Origin of the sequence: Burkholderia sp. 9120 (assembly GCF_000745015.1) — a bacterium.
Taxonomy (GTDB): Bacteria; Pseudomonadota; Gammaproteobacteria; order Burkholderiales; family Burkholderiaceae; genus Paraburkholderia.
Genome location: NZ_JQNA01000002.1, coordinates 6,423,296 through 6,448,481 on the forward strand (window position 1 = coordinate 6,423,296; position 25,186 = coordinate 6,448,481).

25 protein-coding genes and 1 pseudogene are annotated in these 25,186 nt (G+C 62.6%); 16 read left to right on the top strand and 10 right to left on the bottom strand.

The window, feature by feature from the left end:
- Positions 1–11: 11 nt before the first annotated feature.
- Positions 12–1,516 (bottom strand): annotated as a pseudogene (locus FA94_RS36450) (HD domain-containing phosphohydrolase).
- A 138-nt stretch (positions 1,517–1,654) separates the two neighbouring features.
- Between FA94_RS36450 and FA94_RS36455 the strand changes: the two are divergent.
- A complete protein-coding gene (locus FA94_RS36455) occupies positions 1,655–2,443 on the top strand; it encodes an alpha/beta fold hydrolase (RefSeq protein WP_035561313.1) in 789 nt (262 codons plus the stop codon).
- Between the two features lie 113 nt (positions 2,444–2,556).
- Here the strand turns inward: FA94_RS36455 and FA94_RS36460 are convergent, their stop codons facing one another.
- From FA94_RS36460 to FA94_RS36495, 8 genes are all read right to left on the bottom strand, one after another.
- A complete protein-coding gene (locus FA94_RS36460; protein ID WP_035561315.1) occupies positions 2,557–4,077 on the bottom strand; it encodes an efflux transporter outer membrane subunit in 1,521 nt (506 codons plus the stop codon).
- Positions 4,074–5,111, bottom strand: coding sequence for an efflux RND transporter periplasmic adaptor subunit (locus FA94_RS36465; RefSeq protein WP_035561319.1), 1,038 nt, complete (start codon positions 5,109–5,111; stop codon positions 4,074–4,076). The genes FA94_RS36460 and FA94_RS36465 overlap by 4 nt, the downstream gene beginning before the upstream one ends.
- A complete protein-coding gene (locus FA94_RS36470) occupies positions 5,108–5,317 on the bottom strand; it encodes a DUF1656 domain-containing protein (protein WP_035561322.1) in 210 nt (69 codons plus the stop codon). Before FA94_RS36470 ends, FA94_RS36465 begins: the two co-directional genes overlap by 4 nt.
- A 46-nt stretch (positions 5,318–5,363) precedes the next feature.
- Positions 5,364–7,466, bottom strand: a complete 2,103-nt coding sequence (locus tag FA94_RS36475; protein ID WP_035561325.1) for an FUSC family protein — start codon at positions 7,464–7,466, stop codon at positions 5,364–5,366.
- 6 nt (positions 7,467–7,472) lie between these two features.
- Positions 7,473–7,991, bottom strand: a complete 519-nt coding sequence (locus FA94_RS36480; protein ID WP_051981130.1) for a MarR family winged helix-turn-helix transcriptional regulator — start codon at positions 7,989–7,991, stop codon at positions 7,473–7,475.
- 126 nt (positions 7,992–8,117) lie between these two features.
- Positions 8,118–9,776: a response regulator gene (locus FA94_RS36485; RefSeq protein WP_035561327.1), complete on the bottom strand. Its 1,659-nt coding sequence runs from the start codon at positions 9,774–9,776 to the stop codon at positions 8,118–8,120.
- A 7-nt stretch (positions 9,777–9,783) separates the two neighbouring features.
- Positions 9,784–11,298 (bottom strand): ATPase domain-containing protein, encoded by a 1,515-nt coding sequence (locus FA94_RS36490; protein ID WP_035561329.1) that lies wholly within the window; start codon positions 11,296–11,298, stop codon positions 9,784–9,786.
- Between the two features lie 113 nt (positions 11,299–11,411).
- The gene (locus tag FA94_RS36495; RefSeq protein WP_035561332.1) at positions 11,412–12,320 is read right to left on the bottom strand and encodes a LysR family transcriptional regulator; all 909 of its coding nucleotides are present in this window, start codon (positions 12,318–12,320) and stop codon (positions 11,412–11,414) included.
- Positions 12,321–12,520: 200 nt separating this feature from the next.
- Between FA94_RS36495 and FA94_RS36500 the strand changes: the two genes are divergently transcribed.
- The 5 genes from FA94_RS36500 (at position 12,521) to FA94_RS36520 (ending at position 17,670) form a co-directional block, all read left to right on the top strand.
- Positions 12,521–13,570 carry a porin gene (locus FA94_RS36500; RefSeq protein WP_035561335.1) on the top strand — a complete coding sequence of 350 codons (1,050 nt, stop codon included), beginning with the start codon at positions 12,521–12,523 and terminating at the stop codon, positions 13,568–13,570.
- An 82-nt stretch (positions 13,571–13,652) separates the two neighbouring features.
- A complete protein-coding gene (locus FA94_RS36505) occupies positions 13,653–14,729 on the top strand; it encodes a hypothetical protein (RefSeq protein WP_051981132.1) in 1,077 nt (358 codons plus the stop codon).
- Positions 14,726–16,084 carry an MFS transporter gene (locus FA94_RS36510; RefSeq protein WP_035561339.1) on the top strand — a complete coding sequence of 453 codons (1,359 nt, stop codon included), beginning with the start codon at positions 14,726–14,728 and terminating at the stop codon, positions 16,082–16,084. Before FA94_RS36505 ends, FA94_RS36510 begins: the two co-directional genes overlap by 4 nt.
- A 20-nt stretch (positions 16,085–16,104) precedes the next feature.
- Entirely contained in the window at positions 16,105–17,121 is a 1,017-nt protein-coding gene (locus FA94_RS36515; RefSeq protein WP_035561342.1) for an alpha/beta fold hydrolase, read from the top strand.
- A 93-nt stretch (positions 17,122–17,214) separates the two neighbouring features.
- Complete coding sequence (locus tag FA94_RS36520) at positions 17,215–17,670, top strand: hypothetical protein (protein WP_035561345.1); 456 nt, start codon at positions 17,215–17,217, stop codon at positions 17,668–17,670.
- A gap of 47 nt (positions 17,671–17,717) precedes the next feature.
- Here the strand turns inward: FA94_RS36520 and FA94_RS36525 are convergent, their stop codons facing one another.
- Entirely contained in the window at positions 17,718–18,320 is a 603-nt protein-coding gene (locus FA94_RS36525; RefSeq protein ID WP_035561347.1) for a histidine phosphatase family protein, read from the bottom strand.
- A 251-nt stretch (positions 18,321–18,571) separates the two neighbouring features.
- Here FA94_RS36525 and FA94_RS36530 point away from each other — a divergent pair, with 251 nt between their 5' ends.
- The 10 genes from FA94_RS36530 to FA94_RS36575 all read left to right on the top strand — a co-directional run bounded on the left by FA94_RS36530 (position 18,572) and on the right by FA94_RS36575 (position 24,997).
- Complete coding sequence (locus FA94_RS36530) at positions 18,572–18,793, top strand: CbtB domain-containing protein (RefSeq protein ID WP_035561350.1); 222 nt, start codon at positions 18,572–18,574, stop codon at positions 18,791–18,793.
- Positions 18,794–18,806: 13 nt separating this feature from the next.
- Positions 18,807–19,538: a CbtA family protein gene (locus FA94_RS36535; RefSeq protein WP_035561353.1), complete on the top strand. Its 732-nt coding sequence runs from the start codon at positions 18,807–18,809 to the stop codon at positions 19,536–19,538.
- A 68-nt stretch (positions 19,539–19,606) separates the two neighbouring features.
- A complete protein-coding gene (locus tag FA94_RS38990) occupies positions 19,607–19,768 on the top strand; it encodes a hypothetical protein (RefSeq protein WP_156126784.1) in 162 nt (53 codons plus the stop codon).
- A gap of 128 nt (positions 19,769–19,896) precedes the next feature.
- Positions 19,897–21,288 (top strand): DUF6531 domain-containing protein, encoded by a 1,392-nt coding sequence (locus tag FA94_RS39705; RefSeq protein ID WP_035561356.1) that lies wholly within the window; start codon positions 19,897–19,899, stop codon positions 21,286–21,288.
- Entirely contained in the window at positions 21,255–22,325 is a 1,071-nt protein-coding gene (locus tag FA94_RS39710) for a hypothetical protein (protein WP_035561359.1), read from the top strand. Before FA94_RS39705 ends, FA94_RS39710 begins: the two co-directional genes overlap by 34 nt.
- A gap of 20 nt (positions 22,326–22,345) precedes the next feature.
- Positions 22,346–22,771: a hypothetical protein gene (locus FA94_RS36550; protein ID WP_156126785.1), complete on the top strand. Its 426-nt coding sequence runs from the start codon at positions 22,346–22,348 to the stop codon at positions 22,769–22,771.
- 105 nt (positions 22,772–22,876) lie between these two features.
- Positions 22,877–23,317 carry a hypothetical protein gene (locus FA94_RS38995; RefSeq protein WP_156126786.1) on the top strand — a complete coding sequence of 147 codons (441 nt, stop codon included), beginning with the start codon at positions 22,877–22,879 and terminating at the stop codon, positions 23,315–23,317.
- Positions 23,318–23,497: 180 nt separating this feature from the next.
- Positions 23,498–23,920 carry a hypothetical protein gene (locus tag FA94_RS36560; RefSeq protein ID WP_197070278.1) on the top strand — a complete coding sequence of 141 codons (423 nt, stop codon included), beginning with the start codon at positions 23,498–23,500 and terminating at the stop codon, positions 23,918–23,920.
- Positions 23,921–24,447: 527 nt separating this feature from the next.
- Positions 24,448–24,738, top strand: a complete 291-nt coding sequence (locus FA94_RS36570; protein ID WP_035564067.1) for a hypothetical protein — start codon at positions 24,448–24,450, stop codon at positions 24,736–24,738.
- Positions 24,731–24,997, top strand: a complete 267-nt coding sequence (locus tag FA94_RS36575; protein WP_035561376.1) for a hypothetical protein — start codon at positions 24,731–24,733, stop codon at positions 24,995–24,997. Before FA94_RS36570 ends, FA94_RS36575 begins: the two co-directional genes overlap by 8 nt.
- Positions 24,998–25,186: the final 189 nt, after the last annotated feature.

Here is a 25,186-nt window from a genome sequence, read left to right on the forward strand (position 1 = left end):
GCTAATTCGCCTCAGATCAACCGCAGTGTCGACGCTTTCAACGTAGCCGCCGCGCGCGTCGAACATTCAAGCTTGCGGAACACGCTTTCCACATGCGTGCGCACGGTGCTCGGACTCATCTGCAGTGTCTTGGCGACTTCCTTGTTGCTCGCGCCTTGACTGATGTGGCGCAATACCTCCGCTTCGCGCGGCGACAGCAACGCGGCCCGCGCGGGCTTGGCGCGCTCGGCGCCCGACTCATGCCCGTCGTTCTCGTCACTCAGCAGCGCATGCACCGCGTCGGCATCGAAGCGGCCCGCCGCTGCTTCTTCATTGAGTAACGCCGCCGCTTGATCCGCCGACAGCGCCGCGCGCCACGGACGCGGCGAGCGCAACGCCACCCAGCTCGCCGCCGCGGCCAGCACGCGCGCTTCGCGGCCGAGCATGCCGCCTGTCGCGCCGCGGAAATAGCCCGAACCGTCGAGCCGTTCATAAGCCTGCGACGCGATCTCCGATTCACGCGAGAGCGCACCGATCTGCTTGCCGGCGCGCGCTGTCCAGTAAGGCACGAGGCGGACCTTTTCCCACGCGGCCGGTGAAAGCCGCCCCGGCGAATTCCAGATGGCGTTCGAGACCGCCATGCGCCCCATGCCGTGAATCAGACCGGCGAGATAGGTGGCGTCACGAACGTCGTCGTCGAAACCGAGGCGCGCGCAACAGGCTGCCGCCGCTTCGGCCACGCGGCGCGAGTAGCCGGCCATCCACGGTAATTTCAGGTCGATCACGTCGGCGATGATTTCGGGCGCGGTGCCTTGTTGCATCGGCAACGCGTCGAGCGGTTCGTCGCGCCCCGCTGCACCTTGCTCGTCGAGTTCGGCGAGCCAGTCGGCGGCTTGCGCAAACGCGACTTGAGCGAGCGCGTCCGGATATTTGTGGCCCGCCTTCTGCGCGATCAGTTTTTGCGCCGCGTCCAGGCCATATACGCGGCTCAGAATTTCGAGGTCGCCCGCGAGCCCAACGAGAAATACGGCGTCAGGCACCCGCGCGCCGTCGAGTTTTTGCGGCAGACCGCCGCCGTCCCAGGCTTCGAAAATGTGCCGCAAAGCGGCTTGAGTGGCGCCCTCCAGGCCGAGCATGCGCGCAATTTCCCCGGATACCTCGCAGTGAATCTGCGCGAGCGGCGTGATCGTCGCTTCGAGCTGCCCTGAGCTTCGGCCGCGCCACCCCAGCCTGGCCGCATGGCGAGCATCGCCTCGCGGCCGCCGATGTCGTCGCCGAGCATCTCCGAGAAGCCCGACGCGTTGGCCGTGCAACCCGACCAGCGCAGCAGCGAAACTTCCTGCACGACGCCGCATTGCGCGTCGTCATGACCCGCCGCGGCCGCCAGTCGCGCGGCCAGCCAACTGGTGCGCAGCGAGTGGTCCGTGGGCTGACCCATGCTGAGATCGCCGATAAACGCCAGCGCCTTCACGGCGTCGAGCGCGCGGATTGTTGAAACGTCTGCCATAGGTATCGACCTGTTTGTCCTGTCTTTCATTTGCCGCGCCTCGGGTGAGCGCCGCAGCGGCTTTTCCGCGCCTCGGTCATTCGACCGATACAGCCGGCGGACGGATCGGCGCATCCTGCAATCCACACTCTGACCGCTGATTTTCTCTTCCCCACAAGGACCGATAGTATGAATACCCTGCTCAAAAAATGCCTGGCCGCCGCGGTGATGTTCGGCAGCCTCCTGTCGATCAGCGCGTTGACGCCGGCCAGCGCCGCGCCCAACGACGACCTCAAAGGCAAGAACGTCGTGCTGGTGCACGGCGCGTTCGCCGACGGTTCGAGCTGGCAGAAGGTCATACCGCTCCTCGAAGCCAAGGGCCTGCACGTCGTCGCGGTCCAGAATCCGCTCAGTTCGCTCGACGCCGACGTCGCCGCCACGCGCCGCGTGATCGATCAGCAGAACGGTCCGGTGATTCTGGTCGGCCATTCCTGGGCCGGCGCGGTGATCACGCAAGCCGGTAACGACGACAAGGTCAAGTCGCTGGTCTACGTGGCCGCGTTCGCGCCGCAGAAGGACCAGTCGATCAACGACATCCTGAAGGGCAAGCCCGCGCCTGCATGGGCCTCCGCGTTGCAGAAGGACTCGGGCGGCTACCTGACGCTGTCGACCGACGCCATCATTCACGACTTCGCGCAGGATCTGCCGGTCGCTCAGGCGCGCCTCGTGGCCGCGACGCAAGGTCCGTGGTTCGCCGGTTGCACCGACGACAAAGTGACACAGCCCGCATGGCAAAACAAGCCGTCGTGGTTCGTGGAAACGGAGAAGGATCGCATGATTCCGGCTGCGCTGCAGGATGCGATGGCGCAGCAGATCGGCGCGACGGTGATCAAGGTCGACGCAAGCCATGTGGCGATGTTGTCGAAGCCGACGGAAGTCGCGGCCGCGATCATCGAAGCGGCACGTGCGACGAAGTGAGTGGGTTGTCTGCTTGACGCATGATGCCTCGCTCGCGTGAGTGAGGTAGTTGCCGGATAAAAAAGGCGTTGCCGGGATGTCCCGGCAACGCCTTTTGTCTTTTCAGCACACGCTCAAGGTGCTTTCGTGGTTGTCGCGGCGTTCGGCGCCGCATTCGCCGAGGGTGCTGCCCCCACCGCACCAGGCGCAGCCGACGCCGGCATTTCCCAGCCACCGCCCAGCGCAAGAAACAGATTGACCTGATCGACCGCCACCTGGCCTTCCGCCGCCGCTACCTGCGATTTCGTCGACGTCAGCGTGCGCGTCGCATCCAGATCCGAAATGAACGACTCGCGCCCGGCGAGATACAGCCGGTGCGTTTCATCCGCCGACTCGGCCGCCGACTTCAACGCGGCGCGCAACGCATCGGCGCGTGCGTAATCGGAAGCGTAAGTGGCGAGGCTGGTTTCCGTCTCGCGCAGCGCGGTCAGCACCACGCCGTCGAACTTCGCGAGCGCCACCTGGCTCGAGGCTTCGGCTTCTCGCACACGGCCGCGCGCGCCGTTCGCGGGGAAGGTCCAACTGATCAGCGGACCGAAGCCCCAGCGCGCGGTAGGCGACGTGCCCAGGTCTTCGAGAATCCCGGTCAGTCCCGCCGACGCGCCGATGCTCACCGTCGGATACAACGCGCCGGTCGCCACGCCGATGCGCGCCGTGGACGCCGCCAGTTGACGCTCGGCCTCGCGCACGTCGGGGCGGCGTTTGAGTAGCGCGGCGCCGTCGCCGACCGGAATCGGCTGGCGAATCTGCGGGAGCCGGTCGCACGCGAGCACGGCCGGCGGCAGGTCGGACGGCGCGCGGGCGAGCAGCGCGGCGAGCCGGTACTGCGCGATTTTGCGGCGTGCCGTATAGCGCGGAATATCCGCTGCCAGCGTTTCGACCTGCGTTTGTCCGCGCGTCACGTCCGGCTGATTGCCGCGTCCCGCGTCGCGCAGACGGCGCGATACGTCCACGCGCTGCTTCTGCAACGCGAGCGATTGCTGTGCGATGCGGAGTTCTTCCGCCGCCGAACATTGGTCGACGTACGAGCGCACCACGTCGGCGACCACGCTGATCCGGGCGAGATCGCCGGCGGCCTGCACGGACTCGGTGTCCGCTTGCGCCGCTTCGACGCCGCGCCGCAGTTTGCCGAACAGATCGATTTCGTACGACACGCTGATGCCGATATCGCCTTCATTGACGACCGGCAGTTTCTCCGTGAGCAGGTATTGCTCGGCTGATTCCTGCGCGCGTTCGAGCAGCACCGAGCTTTTGCCGGAGAAGCCGCCTTGCGCCTGCGCGACGCCGAGTGCTTCACGCGAACGCGCCAGGTTGGCCGCCGCGACACGCAAGTCGGTGTTCGATTGCAGCGCCTGATCGACCAGGCTGTTCAGCACGGGATCGTCGTACAGTTGCCACCACACGGCGGGCACATTCTGGCGCGACGTGAGCGCGGTGTCGGCGCCTTCGATCGGCGCATTGGCAAGCGGCGCGTTGACGAGTGCCTGCTTCGGCAGTGCGTAGTTGGGGCCGACGTTGATGCAGCCGCTGAGCGCGACGGCCAGCGGCAAAAGCGGCAGCAGCGGCAGTAGCGGAAGAGAGCGCGACAGCTTCATTGCGACGCGCCCGAGATCACGGCGGCGGATGCCGGCTGTGCGGCCGAACCGGCGGACGTAGCGGAAGCACTGCTCAACGAAGCGCCTGAAGCCGTACCTGAAGCCGCTGTTGCGGACGCATCCACCGCCCCCGCCGCATGCGTATCAGGATGCTTCTTGCCGATCGGCGACAGATCGCGCACCGATACAGTCGCCGTGCGTCCCGCGATCATGCGGAAGTCAGCGGGCACTTCGTCGAGCGCGACACGCACGGGAATCCGTTGCGCGAGCCGCACCCAGCTAAATGCCGGATTCACGTTCGGCAGCAGATTCGAGCCTTGCGTGCGGTCACGGTCTTCAATGGCGGCGACGATGCTTTGCACGTGACCGCGCAGCACGTTCGGCTCGCCCATCACCGTGATATCGACCGGCTGGCCGATGTCGATGCCGCGCAGCTTGGTTTCCTCGAAATACCCGTCGACGCGGAACGAATGCATATCGACCACCGCGAGTACGGCGCGCCCCGCCGCGACGAATTCGCCGGCACGGGGTGCGCGATCGTTCAGATAACCGTCCACGGGGCTCACGATTGTGGAGCGTTGCAGGTTCAGTTTCGCGGTGTCGATCGCGACGGTCGCGTCAGCAAGCGCGGCTTCGCCCTGTTCGACGCGCGAGCGGCTTTCCTCATAAACCTCCGCGGCGACCAGGTTGCCGAGCTTGCGGTTACGCGCGTCTTCGCGGCGCGCCTGGTCGAGCGTGGCGCGGCGCTGTTGCGCGGTGGCTTCCGCCTGACGTAACGCGAGCGTGTAGCGCGCCTGGTCGATCACGAACAGCACCTGGCCTTTGCTGACCTGCTGGTTGTCCACCACGTCGACCGACGAGATGAGCCCCGAGATATCCGGCGCGACCTGGATCACGTCCGCGCGCACGTGTCCGTCGCGAGTCCAGGGCGCGAACATGTAATAGCCGACCAGTTTCCACAGCACGAAGGCGGCGGCCACGACGACGATCAGGGTCAGCAGAATTTGACCGACGGAGAACCAGGTTTTTTTCACGTTATTAGTCTGTGCGAAACGACAACGACAAGGCCCAGCACCAGCACATAGATGCCGAGATCGAAGATGGAGCGATGCCAGACGAAGCGGTAGAAGCCGACGCGCGCGAGCACGGTGCGCAAGGCCAGGTTGATCAGATAGGCGATCAACATCAGCACGAGCACGGCCGGCACGAACACGCCGAAAATATCGATTTCACCGATCATCGCGGGAAGAAGAAAAAGGTGGAGGACGGTTCACGAGCTGCGCGCATCAGACAGCGGCCTCCGGTTCGGGCGGCGTGGGTGTCATCAGCGTGGCCGGAAACAGCGAAAGACGCAAGCCGACCAGCGCATGCAGCGCGTCGCGCAGGCGGCGCGCCGAACTTTGCGAGGTCGGGCTCGGTGCGCCGGCATTGGCGAGTCCTTGCGCGATGACGCGCGCGATGGCGGCGTCGATCGACGACATCAGGCTGTCGGGCACCGGCTCGCGCTTGCGGCGGTCGACGCAGTTTTCGTAATACGCGCGTACGTCGTCGAGTACGTGATCGATCGCGGCCGGCGCTTCGCCGGCGAGCTTGCGGGTCACGCGGCGCAAATCGAGCGCGTTGAACGCAATGCGCAGATCGCGGAAGCTTTCGATCGACGGGTGGCGATGGTCGTCGGTGGCGGCCAGACGCGGGATCAACTGCATCAGGCGGTCGAGCATGCGCGCGGCGAGATTGCGCGGATCGTCGATCGGCCGTGTCGACGCCGTGAGCGCCACGTCGGCCCAGCTCGAACGCAACAGGCGCGAGGCCGCGAGTTCGGCGCCGAACGGGCGCGTGACGCGAGTCCACAGATACGCGTACAGCAGACCGGCCAGACCCGCGAGATTGCTGTTCATGAAGATCAGGAAGTCGGCGTCGTAAGCGTCCTGAATGCTGATGAACGTGGCGGTGTTCACGGCGACCAGCACGGTCGCCAGGTTGAACTGCGGACGCGGAATCAGCGTGCCGACAAAGATGAACGGCGCGGCGAACATGATCACCAGCAACGGGAAATCATGCACATGCGGCAGCACGACGAACAGATAGACGCCGGCCGCCACCACGCTGATCGCGGTGGCCACGAAGAAGCGGAACACCATGGGCGCGGGTTCGTCGAGCGCGGCGAAGAAACAGCACGCCACCGCCGCGAGCGTCACCGCGCCGGCGCCGTCGTTCCAGCCCGAACCGATCCACAGACTGCACGCGAGAATCACCGCCGCCGCCGCCGAACCGGTCGAGAACAGCATGATGCCGCGATCGTAGAATCGCTCGGTGCCGCCCAGCCGCCAATGGCGAAAACGCGGCCGCCACGAGCCTTCTTCGCGGGTAATGATGATGCGCAGCGAGCGGCAGTCCTGCCACACGTCGATCACCTGTTTCATGCGCCACAGTGCGTTCGAGAGCAGCGCGCCGTCCCAGTTCGCCAGCGCGGCGGGCGGTGGCTGCATGGCCGCGATGCGCACGCGCAGCGCATCGGCAGCCGTATCGGGGTGATAGCCCGCGCTGACTACAGGCATCGGCGCGTTGAACCATTTGATGACGTCGTTCAGCAGCGCTTCGAGCCCCTCGGGCCACGTCTGGCGGCCGGAGTTGTACAGCGCGATCAGCGGATCGGCGAGCGACGACATGATCGGCAGGAGAAGCTGCATGCGTCCGCGTAGTTCATGCGCGCGCGCCAGCACGTCGGGCCGGGTGTGGTCGTAGGCCAGTTGGCTCAGCAACAATTCCAGCGCGTTGATGATGGACGCGAGCCGCTGCCGCGCGCCCGAAATCGCGGACCCGGCAATGCGGCCGGACAGCGTTTCGGTGGCATAGAACGCGGCGTCGCGAAACCACGCGTCGGTACGTTCGATGATGGTCGGCGCGAGCCGGCTTGGAAACAATGCGCTGCCCACGATGCTCGCGCAGACGATACCGAGCGTGATTTCTTCGGTGCGGCTCACCGCCAGATCGAACACGCCGCCGGGATTCGTGACCGACGGCAGCGCGATGATCGGCATCGTGTAGCCGGCCAGCAGGAACACATAGCTGCGCGCGGTGCGGTCGGACACCGCGAGATACAGCAGCGTGCCGGTCCATAACGCGACGATCACGCTGAACAGATACGGCGATTCGACGAAGGGCGGCACCAGCAGCACGGCGGCCGACGCGCCCAGCGCGGTGCCGAGCGCACGATAGAGCGCCTTGGAACGGGTCGCGCCGACAAACGGATTCGACACGATGTAGACGGTTGCCATCGCCCAGTAAGGTCGCGGCAGTTCGAGTGCAAGGCCGATGTAAAGCGCGATCATCGCCGCGGCGAAGGTCTTGACCGAGAACAGCCAGTCGCGAAGAGAGGGATAGACCATAAACCGTTATGCCGGATCGCCGGCGTCGTGCGCCGCTACGGAGGATGCTTTGCGTTTGGGGGATTTGCCGGCAGTCGTTTGATCCGCCCGTTCGGCCGCGTCTGATGTAAACGCTGCAAGCACGCGCAAGGTCGCCTCCAGATCGCTGCGCGACACGCCTTTCAATGCTTGCGCGCGCAACGTGACGAGTTCCTCTTCCATTTTCGCGGTGACCGCGCGGCCTTCTTCGGTCAGCACCACGGTTTTCGCACGGCGGTCTTCGGGATCCTCGTCACGGCGCATCAGGCCTGCCGCGCACAATTGATCGAGCAACCGCACGAGCGACGGACCTTCTATACCGATGTGATCGGCCAGCGTGACCTGACGCACCGCCGCGCCGAGCCGGCTGGCGGTGAGCAGCGGTGTGGCGCACGCCTCGGACACGTTGAAGGCCGCGAGTACTCCATGACTCGTGCGCCGCCATTTTCTGGCGGCCACGACCAGGGTGCTGCTAACGGTGCGGCGCAATTTATCGAGATTCGACATGGCCGGTATTGTATTTCTAAAAAATTCGTTAGCAAACTATTGAATTGCGATTTTTTTGTGACGCGACGGTGGAGGCGGCGCCGGATTTAACTGCGTGCGGTGCGTGGCGTAACCGCGTCTGGCAAGTTACGCCGCCAGCCCGAGCCGTACCGTGCGCGCCAGATCGTCCAGTTGAAAGGGCTTGCGCAGAATCGTGCAACGTTTCACCGCCAGCCCGGAAATATCCACATCCGCGTAACCGGTGGCGAGGATCACCGGCAAGTCTTCGCGCATCTTGCGCGCCTCCGCGATCACGTCGATGCCGTTCATACCCGGCATCGCGAAGTCGACCATCAGCAGGTCCGGTTTATCCTCCTTCAGACGATTCAATCCGGCGCGACCGTCCGCGGCTTCGGTGACGGTGTAGCCGAGCATGCGCAGCGACTCGACCAGCATGGCGCGCACTTCGCTGTCGTCTTCCACCACCAACACCCGTTTTTCGCCGACGGCATTTTCTTCGACGTCGGAAGCCGCTTCGTTTTGCGGCGCCACGCGTTCGCGCAACGGCAGCCAGATCTCCACGGTGGTGCCGGCGCCTTCCTCGCTGAACAGGCGCGCCGTGCCGCCCGCCTGCCTCGCGATACCGTAGACCTGGCTCAAGCCGAGGCCGGTGCCCTTGCCGATCGGCTTGGTGGTGAAGAACGGATCGAACACGCGCGAGACCACGTCGGCGGGTACGCCCGAACCGGTGTCGATCACTTCGAGCACCACGTAACGGCCGGCCGCGAGGGTTTCATCGGGCGCGGTGCGCTGTCTGACGTGAATGCTGAGCTGACCGCCGCCCGGCATCGCGTCGCGCGCGTTGATTGCGAGATTGAGAATAGCGAGTTCGAGTTGATTGGCGTCGGCCTCGGTCCACATCTCTTCGCCTTCAATCTCGTTGGCGTAGCGGATGCTGGAGCCGAGCGAGACCGTGATGATGTCGCGCATGCCTTGCAGCAACGCGACCACGTCCACGGCTTTGAGATCGAGGTTGCTGTTGCGCGAGAAAGTCAGCAACTGCCCGGTCAGTTTCGCGCCGCGTTCGGTCGCGCGTTTGACCGTGGCCGCCATGCCGCGAATGCGTTCGTCGGCACTGACCCGCGCGATCAGTTCCGCGTTGACCATGATCACGTTCAGCAGATTGTTGAAGTCGTGCGCAATGCCGCCGGTGAGTTGCCCGAGCGCTTCCATCTTCTGCGATTGCACCAGCACCGCCTGCACCTTGGCGCGCTCGTGAATCTCCGTCATCAGCCGGTTGTTGGCGGAGGCGAGTTCGTGCGTGCGTTCGGCAATCCGGCTTTCCAGCGAATCGTTCAACTGCACCAGCGCGTTCTGCGCCTCGATCCGTTCGGCCAGATGGCGGCGCGATTCGTACTGCCGGGCCCGCGCCCGCAGCGACGACGCCACCGCGCGCCGCAGTGTCTCCGAATTCAGCGGACGTTCGAGCACCACCACATTGCCGAGTTGTTCCAGCACTTCAAGTCCGCGCGCGGACCGGTGTCCGACCCGCGACGCGGCGAGCAGGATAAACGGGAAATCGGACCAGGCGGGCTGCTGCTTGAGCCAGTCGAATAAACGCGATGCATGGTGATCCGCCAGCGCTTCTTCGGCGATCAGCGCGCTGCCCGCGCCGGCCTCCAGCGCTTCGGTCAGCGCGTCCGCGTTGCGAAAAGCGATGCACTGGCGTTGGTCTTTGTGCAGCACTTCGGCAATCACATCGGCGTCGCGGCCGAACGGCGCCAGGATAAGGACGCGTTGCTCCATGACCTGACTACCTCGACGAGTCGATGACGTTGGGCGTGGCGCCGAGTAGCGCCGTACCGCCGCGATACGACGGCAGGCCGGACAGCACGCCTTCGAAGTCGCGCAGCGCCTCGCCCACTTCCACGCCGCGACTGCTGAGCCGGAATTGACGGATCGAGCGTTCGTGCGCGTTGGCGCGGCTCTTCACGGCGGTCACCGCGGTCAGCACTTCGCCGTGGTGTTCGAAATAGCGGAACAGCACGACCACGTCGCTGAGATAGCTAATGTCGATATCGCTCTGCACTTCGCCGATGATGCCGTGCTGCCCCAGCACCAGCATCGTGACGACGCCCTGCTGATTCAGATAGCCGAGCAGCTCGTGCATTTGCAGCAGCAGATAGCGCTCGCCGGGCATGGCCTGCAAATAGGCGTTCAAACTGTCGATCGCGACGTATTTGACGCCCTTGTTTTCCACCGAGTTGCGCACGTCGCTCGCGAACTCGCCCGGCGAGATTTCCGCCGGATCGATCTGGCGCAGCGTCAGCAGGCCGCTTTCCACGTGCGGCGCGAGGTACATGCCGAGCGACGTGCAACGAACGATCAGCGTAGTCAGCGTTTCGTCGAACACGTAATAGACGCAACGTTGACCCCGCTCCAACGCGGCGATCAGGCACGACACCACCGTTGTGGTTTTGCCCACGCCCGAGGGGCCGATCATCAGCGCGTTGGTGCCCGGAATCAGGCCGCCGCCGAGCAACGCGTCGAGACCGGAGGTGCCGGTGCTGAGCACGTCGGTGAGGAAATCCGCGTGATGTTCGGCGGCAACCAGCCGCGGATATACCTGAATGCCGCCCGTGTCGAGCGTGAAGTCGTGATAGCCCTCGCGGAACTTGATGCCGCGCATCTTGGCGATGCGCATGCGCCGGCGGTTGCTGCCGTAGTCGTGCACGAGGTTGTCGAGCGTGATGACGCCGTGGGCGATGCTGTGCAGTTGCACGTCGCCGGGATCGGTCGCATTGTCGTCGAGCAGCAGCACCGTGCACTCGCGGGTCGCGAAATAGCGCTTGAGCGCCAGAATCTGCCGCCGGTAGCGCAATGAGTTCTGCGACAACAGTCGCAATTCCGACAGACTGTCCAGCACGATGCGCGCGGGTTTGAGTTCGTCGACCTGCTGGATGACGCTGCGCACGGTCTCGCCCAGTTCGACTTCGGCCGGGTGCAGCACGGTCTGTTCGTACTGCGGGTCGAGGCCTTCGTCGGAGAGCAGTTCGAGAATCGCAAATTGGCTGAGGTCCCAGCCGTGGCTCTGGGCGACCGAGATCAACTCGTCGCGGGTTTCGGACAGCGTGATGTAGAGCCCGACTTGCCCTTGTTTCACACCCTCAAGTAAGAATTGCAACGCCAGGGTAGTTTTACCTGTACCCGGCGCGCCCTCCACGAGGTACATGCGATGAGGCGTAAGACCGCCTCCGAGGATGTCGTCGATGCCTTCGATACCTGAGGAAAGGCGGTCCTTCTGATTGGCGGCGAGTTTGTTTGACATAGCGTGTGTTCGCGTCATTGAATGACCGGCAATTGCCCGGCCGGTACGGCGAGGGTGCAATTAATGTGCCTATGCGCCTCGCCAAAGCCGCTCCGGGCGCGAGTCGCCATGACCTACTTTTGTGCGCGCGCCATGACTAACTCAATGAAGCGCGTCGCCGCGCTGTTCTGCAGCGCCGCCGGGTAGGCCAGATGCAGGGGCGCACTCAGTCTTGATGGATTGGCGAGCGTGCAATACACGGTGCCCACCTGGTCGTAGCGCTGCATCGACGCGGGTACCAGCGTCACGCCCAAACCCGCCGCGACGAGGTTGATGCCGGACACCATGCGCGGCACTTCGCGCGCGATTCGCGGCACGAAGCCGGCTTGCCGGCATGCGGCGAGGATGTCGGCATACATGCCGGGTGCGCCCGGTCGGCGGACCAGGATGAAGTCTTCCTGAGCCAGCGCTTTCAACGACACCTGTGGACGCTTCTTGCCCGCGCCTTTCAGCAGCGGATGCCCGGCCGGCAATACCACGACCATCGGCTCATCGAGCAGGAGTTGGAACGCCACGCCCTCGCGCGCGTCGACCGGCTTGCGGAGAAACGCGGCCTGAATCTGACCTGCGGCCAGACGTTCGATGATTTCCGCCGCGTTGAGCTCAGCCAGTTCCACGGCCACCTCCGGGCAGACCGCCCGGAACGCGCGGATCGCCTCGGTCGTGAACGGATGAAACGCGGCCGAGCTGGTCAGCCCGATCGAAATCGTGCCGAGTTCGCCGCGCGCAATCCGGTTCGCTTTCTCCACCGACTGCTGAAGGTCGTGCAGCAGGCGTTGCGCGTCGTCCGCAAAGGCCTGACCCGCCGGTGTCAGCGTGACGCCGCGCGGCATACGCACGAACAGCTCGAAGCCGATCTCTTCTTCCAGCGCGCGAATCTGCTGCGATAGCGGCGGCTGCTGCATGGCCAGCCGTTCGGCGGCACGCGTGAATTGGCCTTCTTCGGCGACTGCCAGAAAGTAGCGCAGATGACGCAGTTCCATGATGTTCCGTCTCCCGGCCGTGCGATTCATGCCGCCCGCTGCCATATTCAATATATATGGATGATGCGTAAAACAGGTATTTTACATTTACCACGGCCAATCCTACGATCTCGTTCATCGCATCGACCGATGCCCGCGCTGCCCCAGACGAGCCGCGCCGGTCACGTTGCGACATAAAACAAAATCGACCGGAGACGTCAGTGAAAAAACAATATGCAGTGGCCGCGTTGGCCATGGCGGGTTGCGCGGGTGCGCATGCCCAGGCCTCGGTTACGTTGTACGGCCTGATCGACACCAACCTCGAATTTCTCAACCATGCGAGCGGCGGCTCGCTGGTGCGTGAGAATTCCGGCGGCCTGAGCAATTCGCGCTTCGGCTTTCGCGGCACGGAAGATCTCGGCGGCGGCAACAAGGCGTTCTTTATTCTCGAAGCCGGATTCAACGGTAACGACGGCACCAACGCGACCGCCGGTGTGCTGTTCAATCGCACCGCGGCGGTGGGGGTCGCGAACGACGCTTATGGCGCGTTGTCGGCGGGCTTGCAGTACACCGCGATGTACGACACGCTGATCAAGTACGACCCGATGGTGTTCGGCCAGCAGTACACGTGGATGCCCACCACCGGTTCCGCGGACAGCTTTTCGTTCAAGGCGCGCGTGAACAATTCGGTCAAGTACGTGGGCCACTTCGGCGGTTTGACGGCGACGGGGGTGTACAGCTTCGGCGGCACGGCGGATTCGTTTCAGAGCAGTGCGGCCTACGGCGGCGCGCTCGACTACGATAGCGGCAGCTTCGCCGCGGCACTCGCCTACGACTACCGCAATGGCGCGATCAATTCCACCGGCATGTGGACCAAATCGCGCAACTGGAGCGCGTCGGCGCGTGAACAGATCGGCGACCTTACCGTGTTGGGCGGCTATGAGCACTATCTGTACAACCCGACCAAGGGCCCGACGGTGTCGTCGGCATTGTGGTTCGGCGGGGTGCGCTATCTGATCGGGCCGCAATTCCGCGTGACGGTTGCCGAGTATTACCAGAGCAACAAGGCGGCCAACGTGTCGAACTCGTTGATGAGCGTGCTGGGTGCGGACTATATTCTGTCGAAGCGAACCGATGTGTACGCAACCGTCGCCTACGCCGCGTCCACACGCTACGCCAACGATAAATACACGCCGGTCGGTTTGACGAGCGACACCGCATTCGGTCCGAATCAGACCGGCGTGACGCTCGGTATTCGCCACCGGTTCTGAGCATTTGGCTTTTCAACGACGGATTCGACGATGCGCCGCGTTCAAGACTCAAGACAGCGCACGGTAATCAGGAGCTAGCGGCATGACCTTTTCTCTCTCTCGACGCAACGCGACGATATGCGCCGCAGCAGGCGTGGCCGTTTTGGCGGCGCTCGCGCAACCGGCGTTGGCGGCCCACGCGTACAAGGCGCATCTGAGGCCGGTCGCGGTGATCTCCGACACGCGGTTCACGATCGACACGCCGCAAGGGCATGCCGAATTTCCGCTGTATCTGTCGAAGGACTGGAGCGTCGCGCAGCCCCAGGTGACGCGTGCGGTGATCGTGATACACGGCAAACTGCGCAACGCGGACGTGTACTACCGCACCGCGCAAAATGCCCGCGACGCCGCGCACGCCGATCCCGACACCACGCTGCTGATCGCGCCGCAATTCCTCGCCAACCTCGACCTGCGCGTGCACGACGAACCCGCCGACATGCTGCGCTGGACCGGCGATGCATGGATGGGCGGCGAAGCGGCACGCGCGCCGCTGCCGATCGGTTCCTACGAAGTGCTGGACGCGATCGTCGCGCGTCTCGCCGATCGCAAGCTGTTTCCGAATCTGCGGCATGTGGTGTTCGCCGGCCATTCGGGCGGCGGCCAGGTGGTGCAGCGCTACGCGGTCGCGGGACGCAACATTGCCACGCTGACCGGCGAGGGCATCGACGTGCGATACGTGGTGGCGAGCCCGTCCACCTACGCTTACTTCGACGCGTCAAGGCCCAACGCCCAAGGTGTCGCCGCGCCGTTCGATGCCGCGCAATGCCCCGACTTCAATCAATGGAAGTACGGCATGGATAACCGGCCGCCGTATCTCGACGATCGTTCGCCCGCACAACTCGAAGCGGGTTATGCAGCGCGCCGGATCGACTATCTCGTCGGCGGCGCGGACGACGATCCCCAGCAAAGCGCACTCGACAAATCCTGCGCGGCGGAAGCGCAAGGGCCGCAGCGCGTGGCGCGCGCGACCGCGTATTACGCGTATATGCAGTCGCGTCATCCGCAGGGCTTGAATCAGAGTTTTCATATCGTGCCGGGCGTCGGTCACGACGGCGCGCGAATGCTGACGTCGGTGTGCGCGTTGTCGGCCATGTTCGGTACGCAGGGGTGCGAGCCATGAGCGAGGCAGCCTTCAATCGGCCTGACGACGCAATGGCCGGCGCCGACCCTTCGAGCGCGCTGAGCCCGGCCATGGTGCGGCGCGCGATCTTCGCGTCCGTGCTCGGCAACGGCCTCGAATGGTTCGACTTTCTGATCTACGGCTACTTCGCGAAGATCATCGCGCAAGTGTTCTTTCCGGGCGGCAGCGGGTTCGTGTCGATCATGCTGACGCTCGCCACGTTCGCCGTGGGCTTCATCGTGCGGCCGATCGGCGGCATTCTGCTGGGCATCTACGCGGACCGGGCGGGGCGTCGCAAGGCACTCTCGCTGCTGATCATTTCGATGGCGGCCAGCACGCTGCTGATGGGACTCACGCCGAGCTATGCGCGGATCGGCATCGCGGCGCCGCTGCTGGTGGTGCTTGCGCGTTTGCTGCAAGGGCTCTCGGTGGGCGGGCAGTTCGCGACCGCGTCGGCGATGCTGGTGGAGTATGCGCCGCCGCACAAGAAGATGTTCTATGGCAGCTTCAACATGTCGGCGCAGGCGTTTGCGTTGCTGTTGTCGTCCGGTGTCGGCTATCTGCTGACCACGCAGTTGACGCACGAACAACTGGTGGCGTGGGGTTGGCGTCTGCCGTTTCTGTTCGGCGCATTGGCTGGTCCGTTCGGCTTTTATATCCGGCATCGCGTGGCCGAGTCGCCTGAGTTCGAGCAGTTGCTCGAACATCAGGAGAGGCCGCCGCGCGTCACGATCCGGCAGTTCTTCCGCGATAACGGCGATGCGGCGATCTGCGCGATGGGCGTGATCATCGTCGGGGCGGCGACGAATTACGTGTGGCACTCGTATCTGTCGGTGTATGTCGAGCGGCAATTGCATTTGCCGCTGTCTACCGCGTTGCTCGGGGCGTTCGTGTCGGGCGCGTTGAATCTGTTTCTGTTTCCGCTGTCGGGCAAGCTCGCCGATCGTTACGGCGCGTACCGCTTGTTCTATCCGATCGTGATTGCGTGGATGGTGTGCGTGTATCCGCTCTATCACTTCGTCGTAACCAACCCGACGCCGGGGCATCTGTTCATCGCGCAGATGGTCGCCACGGTGTTTCTCGCGGCGATGTCCGGCGCGCATCCGGGCATGCTCGCGACGCTTTTCCCGGTGCGTAGCCGTTCGGCTGGCGTGGCGCTGTCGTACAACATTGCAGTGACGCTGTTCGGCGGCATGGCGCCGTTGACGATCACCGGTTTGACGCGCGTCACGGGCAGCAGTCTCACACCGGCGTTCTACCTGATTTTTGCCGGTTTCGTGTCGCTGGCGATGGTGTATTTCACGCGCGCCGGGCGAGCGCACGGCAGCTTGGCGGCGAGGGCCGCCACTCATTAGATTAACCACGAGCTCATTGCATGACCCAGCCTTTAAACACGGACGACGAACGCGCGCCGAATGAACGCCCGGTCGCGGTGGTGGCGAGCCGCCATCTGAACGTCACGACGCCGGCCGGCAGCGGCACGGTGCCGGTCTTCACGAACGGCGACTGGCTTGCGCCGACGCGCGATGTGCGGCGCGCGGTGATTCTGATTCACGGACGTTTGCGCAACGGCGATACGTACTTCGATCTGGCGCAGCGCGCCTGCGAACTGGCCGGCGGCAGCGCGGACGACACGCTGCTGATCGTGCCGCAGTTTCTCGCCAGCGCCGACGTGGAGGCGCATGCCGTGCCGCCTTCCACGTTGCATTGGGACTGGATCGGCTGGATGGGCGGCGACAACGCAGTGGGGCCGGCACCGCTCAGTTCGTTCGATGTGCTCGACGCCATTCTGCACACGCTCGCCGCGCGCGAGCAGTTTGCGTCGCTGACCGAGGTGGTGATCGCGGGGCATTCGGGCGGCGGCCAGGTCGTGCAACGTTACGCGGTGGTCGCGCGCGGCGATGCGCCGCTCACGGCGCGTGGCATTGCGCTGCGCTATGTGGTGGCGAATCCTTCGTCGTATGTGTATTTCGATGCGATGCGGCCGGGGGCGTCGGGAGAGTTCGCGACGTTCGATGCGACGGCGTGCCCGTCGTTTAATCGCTGGAAGTATGGGCTTGAGGATTTGCCCGCGTATGCAAATGGAGAGGGCGATGAGGGGGACGCGGCGGCGCTTCTCGAAGCGCGTTATGCGCAGCGTGATGTGACGGTGCTGCTGGGCGGCGCGGATTGCGATCCGCAGCATCCGGCGCTCGATCGGTCCTGTGCGGCGTTGACGCAAGGGGAGCACCGGTTGGGGCGTGGACTCGCTTACGCGCGGTATATGGCGTCGCGGCATCCGCAAGGGTTGGCGACGCATCGCACGTTGGTGATCGACGGCGTCGGGCATGACGCCAAGGGAATTTTTGCGTCGCCGCAAGGGCGCGCGGCGTTGTTCGGTGACGGAGCGTGAAGAGGTAGTGGGGTTTTGATCGGGCCTGGATAGGCATGCGCCGTGCTACTTCTGATCGCGTTAGTGCTCCCACTTCTTGAAGGACCACGCGACATGAACAGACCCCGACACTTCCCAGCCGCGCTCGCGGCTGCCTCGTTATCTGCATGGCTGGGCATCGTTTTGCCGTGCAGTAACGCCTATGCCGACGATGCCCCCAGCCCCTGCGCGGCGCTCAAACGCATCGTGGCCGCTGCGCCGGGCGGCTTGTCCTCGCTGACGCCCGACGACGGCAAAGGCGTCGCCCAGCCCTACAGCGACGACGCCCAATGTTCAGCCGGTCACGGCAGCTATCAATGCATGTGGACGCCGCACCACGACGCGGGCTCGAACGCGGATGCGTTGCAAGCCGTCGCAGCCGACGTCGCCTCCTGTTTGCCCGAGGCGACGCACGATCAGAATTCGCCTGCACGTCAGCACTTTTATGTCGGCGCGCCGGGCAAACGGGCCGAGATCACGCTCGCGCCGACGGGCTCGAACAAGCTGCGGCTGGTTGTGTCGGGCAAATAATCGGCTTGGGTAGACGGCGCGTTTCCGCTTGAGCGGACGCGCGGTGGCTAGCGCGACGCCGGCCACCAGGTCCAGCCACGTCGCGAGTAGCGCAATTCGATCACCGAAAGCGGCGCGATCTCGATCTGTGGAAACACCGCGGGCGCAGCGCCGAGCACAGATATGATCGATGCCCGCAGCACCGGCGCATGCGTGACGGCGACCACGTTGCGTGTCTCGTTCGCCTGGGATGCGGGGCTTGCCTGTTCATTCAACGCTTCCAGCCATTCCCCGGTTTGCTTCACGAGTTGGCTGAACGACTCGCCCCCGTGCGGCGCGGCGTCCGGGTCGCGGGTCCAGGCGGCGAGTGCTTGCGGCGCTTCGGTCATGAGATCGGCGAGGCGCCGACCGTGCCAATTGCCGTAGTTCATGTCCGCCAGATGCGCGTCGACCGTCGCCGTCAGGCCCAAGGCCAAAGCCGTTTCGCGCGCACAGGAGGCGGGGCTGACGAAGGCAGCGGCATCGTCGGGGATCGGCAGAGACGCTCGCGCGGCCTGGATTTCGGCGAGACCGCGTGGGTCGAGTGGAGCAAGTGAGTCGGCGGCGGGAAAGCGGCCTGCACGCATCGCGGCGGTCGAGGCGTGGCTAATCAGTAATAGCCGAATGTCCATACCGTGGGTTTCCTTGCGTTTCCTTGCACCTGGCGCCCGCACCGAAGCCATGCACTCGCGCGTTAGTTTTGCGTTGCCGAAGGCCGGAGTTTAACGCGTAGAATAGCGGCATTGCGAAGCTCGGAAGCCGGTGAAAGCCCGGCGCGGTCGCGCCACTGTAATTGGCATCTCCTGCCAAAAGCCAGACCTGAGCTTTGCGCACTTCCTCTGTAATCGACTATCGGGGCGCGTTACCCCAGGAGATGTCCGTCATGACTGAAGCTGTTCTCAATTCCGGCAATCCGGCTGTTGCTCAGCCCACGCCGATTCCCTTGCGCGAGTTGCTGCCGTGGATCGTATTCGGCGGTTTGCTGTTGCTGCTCGCTATTTACTTCGTTGGTGCGGAAGAGGGTGCCACCTCGCTGGTGCCCGGCATGTACGTGCATGAGTTCGTGCACGACGGCCGCCATCTGCTCGGCTTTCCTTGCCACTAACGGAGCATTGAACATGGTCGGTAAATTGTTGGTGCGCGGGATGCTTGCAGGCATCGCCGCGGGATTACTCACGTTCAGCTTCGCCAAAGTGGTGGGCGAGCCGCAGGTCGATCAGGCGATTTCCTTCGAAGAAAAAGCCGATGCCGCGAAGGGCGAAGCCCCTGAGCCGGAAATCGTCAGCCGTGAGACGCAGGCGGGCCTGGGTTTGCTGACGGGCGTGGTGACGTATGGCGCGGCGATTGGCGGGTTGTTTTCGCTGGTGTTTGCGTTCGCTTATGGGCGTGTCGGCGTGGTGAGCGCGCGGGCGTTGTCCGCATGGCTCGCACTCGGCGCGTTCATTACGATTGTGATCGTGCCGAATATCAAGTACCCGGCGAATCCGCCGTCGGTCGGCGATCCTGAAACGATCGGCGCGCGGACCGGGTTGTTCTTTTTGATGATCGCGATTTCGCTGGCGGCGATGGTGTTTTCGTTGAAGGTGCGGCGTCGGTTGGCCGTGCAACTCGGCGCGTGGAATGGCTCGATCGTGGCGGCCGTGGTGTTCGTCGTGATTATTGCCGCTGTGCAGCTTTCCATGCCGGTGATCAATGAAGTGCCGGCGGCTTTCCCGGCGGTGCTGCTGTGGAAGTTCCGCGTTGCCGCGATCGGGATGCAGGTCATTATGTGGACCACGATTGGGCTGCTGTTCGGCGCATTGGTCGAACGGAGTGCGTTTGTGCGGCCGATTGGGCGGGCGGCGGTTTAGTCGTTCCCGGTTGGTGGTGTGCCGCGCGCAACGCTTGAGAAGGTAGTCCGATCAAGGAGTTGCGGCGGTTGCAGGAAGGTTATCCACAGGCTTCTGAACAAAATCTGGGGATAAGTTTTAAAGGCGAGGCGTTGGGCACGGTCAGGATGACGGTGCGCGGCGGCCTCGCTTTTTTGCGTTTGGGGGTTTCGGATGACTTGCCGTTTCTTGATTTCCTACGCTTCGTGTAGGCGCTGATAGAAGCGCGCTGTAGCTGATGAAAATAGAAATACACGGTTGAGAATTTTCGGATCCTCTCGTCGATGAGTTCCTTATAGCGTGCTTGTGCTTCATACAAGTACAACCAATAAGGATGACGATGAAAGACTACCGCGTGGTCGCGGGGCCGGTCGGAATGGCCGTTCGCCTGCTAGCCGCATTCATGCTGCTCATGGTGGCGTTCGGTGCAAACGCCACCGACTGTCTCACGCTCTACTCGCAGTCCGGTGCAACGCCGGGTTCAAAGACGTGTCGCCTCGATGTCGTGGGCAATACGCCGGGTGGGATGGGCAACTACGCGTGTATCAACGACCTCGCGCTAATTGATCAATGGTGCGCGGCGCCGGCGGCAAATGAGCCCGAGGCCAGTTGTCCCGTCGCTGACCCGGTGTACCCGGGCAATGGCGCTGTCACGTTGACGGAGACTGATTTCGTCAGCGGCGACGATCTGCCGATGCGGTTCACGCGGACGTATCGGTCGAAGTCGTTGAGTGCTTCGTCTGCTGCGATGGGACCGGTGTGGTTTCACAGTTGGCAGCGCAATCTTGGGTTGGCCAATGCGAACAGCGGTAGTGCGTCGAAGGTTCTTGCGTATCGCGAGAACGGCGAGCCCGTCACTTTTAACTGGTTTTCCGGGAGTTGGCGTACGGCGGGATTTACGGGTCTCGCGCTCGTTCAATCCGGTTCGGGGTGGACGCTTACCGATCTGAAGACGGATACCACCGAGTCGTACTCCGCGCAGGGCTTGCTGCTGTCCGAAAGTACGAAGACGGGTTTTGTCCGGACGTTGACCTACGACAGCTCGGGTCTGTTGACGACGATCACGCAGCATGCGGCAGGCACCGACGCGAAACAGGACATCACGCTTCGCCTCGACTATGACGACAGGCGCCGTCTGTCGCGTCTGAATGATCCGTTAGGCAGGCTGACGCAATACGCGTACGACGCGAGTGGCAACCTTGTTTCGGTGACCTGGCCTGACGGCAACGTGCACCGCTATGTCTATGACGATACCCGCTTTCGTAACGCGCTCACTGGCGAAATCGACGAAACCGGCAGTCGCATTGCGACGTGGAGCTACGACACGCAGGGTCGTGCGACGGCGGTTAGTCACGCGGATTCGTCGCTCAACGCGCAGTTCGCCTACGGCGCGGGGACGACTGCCGTCACCGACAGCAAACGTACGACGACGCTGAGTTTTTCCTCCGTTGGCGGCGTGCTGCGACCCACTTCCTCCCGCTCGGCTGATGGCGCTAAAAGCTTCGCGTGGGACGCATCAGGCAGTTTGCTGAAGGACAGCGACGAAGGCGGCAATGCCGAATACAGCTACGACGTCGCCGGCCGGCACGGATCACAAGTAAAGATGCTTCCGGGACGTCCATCACGACGATCCGTTACGCGGACGGTACGAGTCTGCGTCCTGCGGCGATTGCGTCGCCTGGCGTCATCCAGTCGTTCATGTACGACGGGCAGGGCAATGCGACCGGGCTGAGCGAGACACCCACGACTGACAGCACGGGAGCGAGCGGCTTCGACGCGGCGAAATCGAACGACGCGACGCGTGCTTACGGCATGGTGTACGACGCGTTCAACCGGATCACCTTCGCGCAGTTCTACGAGGCGGGGACGTTGGTTGGGCAGTGGAAGATCACGCGCGACGCGACCGGCAACGTGTTCGGCGTCATCGTCCAGCAGGCGTTGCCGGACGGCACGGAAATGATCATGCGCGATGCCGCCCATCGCGTTCTCAACGGCTACAACCCGACCGGCGATTTCTACCTGCGCTATGACCTGCGAGGGCGGATCAGCCGGTTCAAGTTCAATGAGTATGCGAGTCCGGCCAACGGCGGTCTCAGACGCGTATTCAAGGTCAGTTTCGACTATGCGCCTGACGGTCGCGTTGTGTCGCGCAGCGGGACTGTCGCAAGGAATGGCAGTGTTCTCGATCTGAATGACGGGACAGATGTTCCGATCAGTAGCGATGAAGTCGATCAGTGGATCGACAACTACAACTTTGGGGAATCGCCGGTAGGGCCGCCGGCGAATCTCCAGGGCTCGCGTCAGAGGCTGAAGGCGGCGGTGCCTGGGACATCGACGGTTTGCGGCGGGTGTCATTTTTCGGCTGGCTTGCCCGACAACCTGGCGCGCGGCGCGCTGTTTATCTGGCGGTTGGTGCATAACCCGGCGGTCAGGTATGGCATCGGGCAGGGGGCGAGAAAAGCGGCTGAAACGGTCGAGCGCATCAAGGAGATGTGCAAGCCGACGGTGAAGGATACGTCGGAGATAAACTGGGGACAAAATCCTAATCAGCTTTATCACACGTTTCGGCATCTGGATGAGGCCGGTATCCCGCATCAGCCGGTCATGGACGCCATTATCAAAGACGTGGCGGAGAATAGCGGCTTGCAGTTAGCTGTAGGTGACGGAGACACGTTTGTCGTCACTGTCAATGGTATGGCGATCGAATATTCAGCCCACCGACAGTCTGTGGACATGGTTCGCGTCGGCTCAATTCGTCTACCACGATGATCGAAACGTTCGAGGTATTCATGCAACGAATTCTAAGTTTTCAGGAGCGTCAACTCATCGAGTACATGATCTCTGTCAATGCGGCCCTATACGAAGCTGACGTACCCCGTTGGATGGCCCAACTTCGAGACTGTACGGTTCATGAGGTCAACGTTCCGTATTGCCTTTCGATCAGCCACGCGGAGCAGCGCTATAGCGGACCGGAGAGCTCCCACACGCTTGCGCGAGAATTGATCGCCGTGGACGAGGGTGTCGCGGTGCTGATCTATGCAATTGTTCACGAAACCGCAGTCGGCCCGGTTCTGGATTCTTTTAACATTGATCGGCTGGATGGCAACCCACTCGTCGTCTATCCGGAGCCCGGGGCTGGCTTGATGATCGTGGAGCGAAACAAATGGATTGGCGGTGCCGACCTGCGGCACGTCTATGGCAGACGGAGATTATGATTTTTATGTGTTCTGGAACGATGGATATCAGGTTCGGTGGTTACTGTTTGCCCGTCTGCGCGTGATTCTATCGGGATCTATATCGCGTTCTGGAGTCGGTGAACTATGCAACGACCTTTAGCAAATCACGAGCTTAAGCTACTTGAATTTCTTCTCTCCGTGAACGAATCTTTCTATGAAGACTACGTACCCCGCTGGAGAGCTCAAGTAGAAACATGTACGGTTCATGAGGTCAATGTGCCTTACTGTCTGGCGATCTGCCATGAAGATCGATTGGCCTGCGGTGGCTACACACAGTTGGCTCGCATTCTGGTTGGAATCGATGAGGGCGTGTCCGTGCTCATCTATGCTTGCGTCGTGGAAACGCGTGCCGGTTATGTCTTGCACTCCCTCGACATCGATCGTCTCGACGGAGAGGCGCTTGTTAAGTACCCGGAACCGGGTGACGGTCTCATGATCATGGAAGGAGGAAAACGTATTGGTGGAGCGGATTTGAGACACGTCTTCGGGGAGTCGGACCTTCCTCCCCACCGTAAGCTTCCCTAGACTTCGTCCCCTACCCGGATGTCGCTCTGTGGATCCTGAACAACATCACTCGCGTCGACTTCATCCACCTGAGGCAGTCGTTGCAGCGTTTAAGGTACCCATGCGACGAACTCAAAACTCTCAAGATGGCCAACCTATTGAGTTCCTGACTTCGATTCGTTTGAAAGCGTGGAGTAACGATTGTCAAGACCACTTTTCTTGCAGGAAATCGCGTTGCTTACGTTTCTGATTGAAACATGCGAGCCAATTTACGGCGATCGAATCAATCAATGGAAGGCGCAAATTCGCCAGTGTCTGGTGCGCGAGATTGGTTCTCCGTTTTACCTTGCCGTATGTCACGACGACAGCACTGAGAAAGCCGGGTGCGACGCGCTTACTCTCACCCGAGAGCTGGTGGGTGTCGATCACGGCGTGCCTGTACTCATCTATGCGGTGGCGATGAAGACGCCAACGGATCTTGTCATTGATATGTTCAATGTAGATAGATTGGATGGTGAACCGCTTGTTGACTATCCCGAGCCCGGCGCCGGATTGATGATTATCGAGGACGGTAGGTGGGTCGGTGGCGCTGATTTACGTCATCTAGTTCGCCTTCCGGGATAGACGAACTGTGCAACGGCCTTTAGCAGCCCACGAACGCGAGCTACTTCATTTTCTTCTTACGGTGAATGAATCGCTTTACAGCGCATACGTTTCGCAGTGGCGGGCACAGTTAGAAACGTGCACGGTTCGTGAAGTCAATGTGCCCTACTGCTTGGCCTTCAATCACTCCGAGGAGAGATTGCCCGGCGGAGCATTTGTCCTGCTCGCGCGTGACCTGATCGGGATCGACGAGGGTTATCTATGCGTATGTCGTGGAGACACATACTGGGCACATACTGGGTACGTTCTGGACACGTTCGACATTGATCGTCTCGATGGTGAACCACTTGTTGTCTATCCGCAGCCGAGCGACGGTCTCATGATCATGGAAGCGGGAAAACGCATCGGCGGGGCAGACTTGAGACACGTCTTTAAGGAATCGGATCTTCCGCCTCGCCGTAAGCTTCCCTAAGCGCAGCCGTTCATTCGGGCGTCGTTTTGTGCAAAACAGATGCCTTAAAAATTTATGCATCGTACAGAGGATGTCGATGAGCCACATGCCGCTGTGTTCGGTCGTCATAAGTTACGAAGAAGATATTCAACAGCTGATTTTGCAAGTGGTTGAACCGGCCAAATTGGCATCGGGCCTGGCTAAAACTTTGAGGGTGCCGATCCTGCTGGACGAATTCGATTTCAACCTTGACGACGAATTCGTCCGTCGATTTGGCTGTGGCGTGCTCACCTTGCTTGCATTGGGACAACCAGCGTTGAATGAATTCTTGACTGCTACGCGACACCCACTCGAAAGGCCGAATAGTTCGGGGGATATCGATGGTTAACCAACCACCTTATTCCCTGGTTCTTACGTACACCGACGATCCGCAGAACTTGATCATGCGAGTTGTGGATTCAGCCCGGCTGGCCGCGCTTGTGACCAAGGACATGGAAGTGTCCTTCTTCCTGGACGGAGACGAATTCAAGTTTGACGACGAGCTCGCGCGACAACTCGGAGTCGCCGTACTCAACGTGATCGCAAAGGGTCGACCTGCCATCAAGGCGTGCCTGAGCGTCACGCAGCACCCAATCGGCAGGCTATAACGCCTCAACCCACCGGCGCCTGCGTGGGCGCTGGTCAACTGGATGGAACCCCGGGCCCACCACCGCACCTCCGCCACAAAACCCAACCCCATCAACGACTTGCCCCTGTTGCCGGAACGTTATCCACAGCCTTGCAAACATTTTCTGTGGACAACTTTCTTGCAGGACTCCGACGCTAGCCAGCCGCCC

Coding starts and splice junctions, on each gene's coding strand:
- FA94_RS39705 (WP_035561356.1), top strand. CDS start 19,897: ATGAAAGACTACCGCGTGGTCGCGGGGCCGGTCGGAATGGCCGTTCGC.
- FA94_RS36480 (WP_051981130.1), bottom strand. CDS start 7,991: ATGTCGAATCTCGATAAATTGCGCCGCACCGTTAGCAGCACCCTGGTC.
- FA94_RS39710 (WP_035561359.1), top strand. CDS start 21,255: ATGTACGACGGGCAGGGCAATGCGACCGGGCTGAGCGAGACACCCACG.
- FA94_RS36515 (WP_035561342.1), top strand. CDS start 16,105: ATGACCCAGCCTTTAAACACGGACGACGAACGCGCGCCGAATGAACGC.
- FA94_RS36455 (WP_035561313.1), top strand. CDS start 1,655: ATGAATACCCTGCTCAAAAAATGCCTGGCCGCCGCGGTGATGTTCGGC.
- FA94_RS36575 (WP_035561376.1), top strand. CDS start 24,731: ATGGTTAACCAACCACCTTATTCCCTGGTTCTTACGTACACCGACGAT.
- FA94_RS36520 (WP_035561345.1), top strand. CDS start 17,215: ATGAACAGACCCCGACACTTCCCAGCCGCGCTCGCGGCTGCCTCGTTA.
- FA94_RS36510 (WP_035561339.1), top strand. CDS start 14,726: ATGAGCGAGGCAGCCTTCAATCGGCCTGACGACGCAATGGCCGGCGCC.
- FA94_RS36475 (WP_035561325.1), bottom strand. CDS start 7,466: ATGGTCTATCCCTCTCTTCGCGACTGGCTGTTCTCGGTCAAGACCTTC.
- FA94_RS36495 (WP_035561332.1), bottom strand. CDS start 12,320: ATGGAACTGCGTCATCTGCGCTACTTTCTGGCAGTCGCCGAAGAAGGC.
- FA94_RS36470 (WP_035561322.1), bottom strand. CDS start 5,317: ATGATCGGTGAAATCGATATTTTCGGCGTGTTCGTGCCGGCCGTGCTC.
- FA94_RS36460 (WP_035561315.1), bottom strand. CDS start 4,077: ATGAAGCTGTCGCGCTCTCTTCCGCTACTGCCGCTGCTGCCGCTTTTG.
- FA94_RS36535 (WP_035561353.1), top strand. CDS start 18,807: ATGGTCGGTAAATTGTTGGTGCGCGGGATGCTTGCAGGCATCGCCGCG.
- FA94_RS36530 (WP_035561350.1), top strand. CDS start 18,572: ATGACTGAAGCTGTTCTCAATTCCGGCAATCCGGCTGTTGCTCAGCCC.
- FA94_RS36490 (WP_035561329.1), bottom strand. CDS start 11,298: ATGTCAAACAAACTCGCCGCCAATCAGAAGGACCGCCTTTCCTCAGGT.
- FA94_RS36550 (WP_156126785.1), top strand. CDS start 22,346: ATGCAACGAATTCTAAGTTTTCAGGAGCGTCAACTCATCGAGTACATG.
- FA94_RS36485 (WP_035561327.1), bottom strand. CDS start 9,776: ATGGAGCAACGCGTCCTTATCCTGGCGCCGTTCGGCCGCGACGCCGAT.
- FA94_RS36570 (WP_035564067.1), top strand. CDS start 24,448: ATGAGCCACATGCCGCTGTGTTCGGTCGTCATAAGTTACGAAGAAGAT.
- FA94_RS36505 (WP_051981132.1), top strand. CDS start 13,653: ATGACCTTTTCTCTCTCTCGACGCAACGCGACGATATGCGCCGCAGCA.
- FA94_RS36525 (WP_035561347.1), bottom strand. CDS start 18,320: ATGGACATTCGGCTATTACTGATTAGCCACGCCTCGACCGCCGCGATG.
- FA94_RS38995 (WP_156126786.1), top strand. CDS start 22,877: ATGCAACGACCTTTAGCAAATCACGAGCTTAAGCTACTTGAATTTCTT.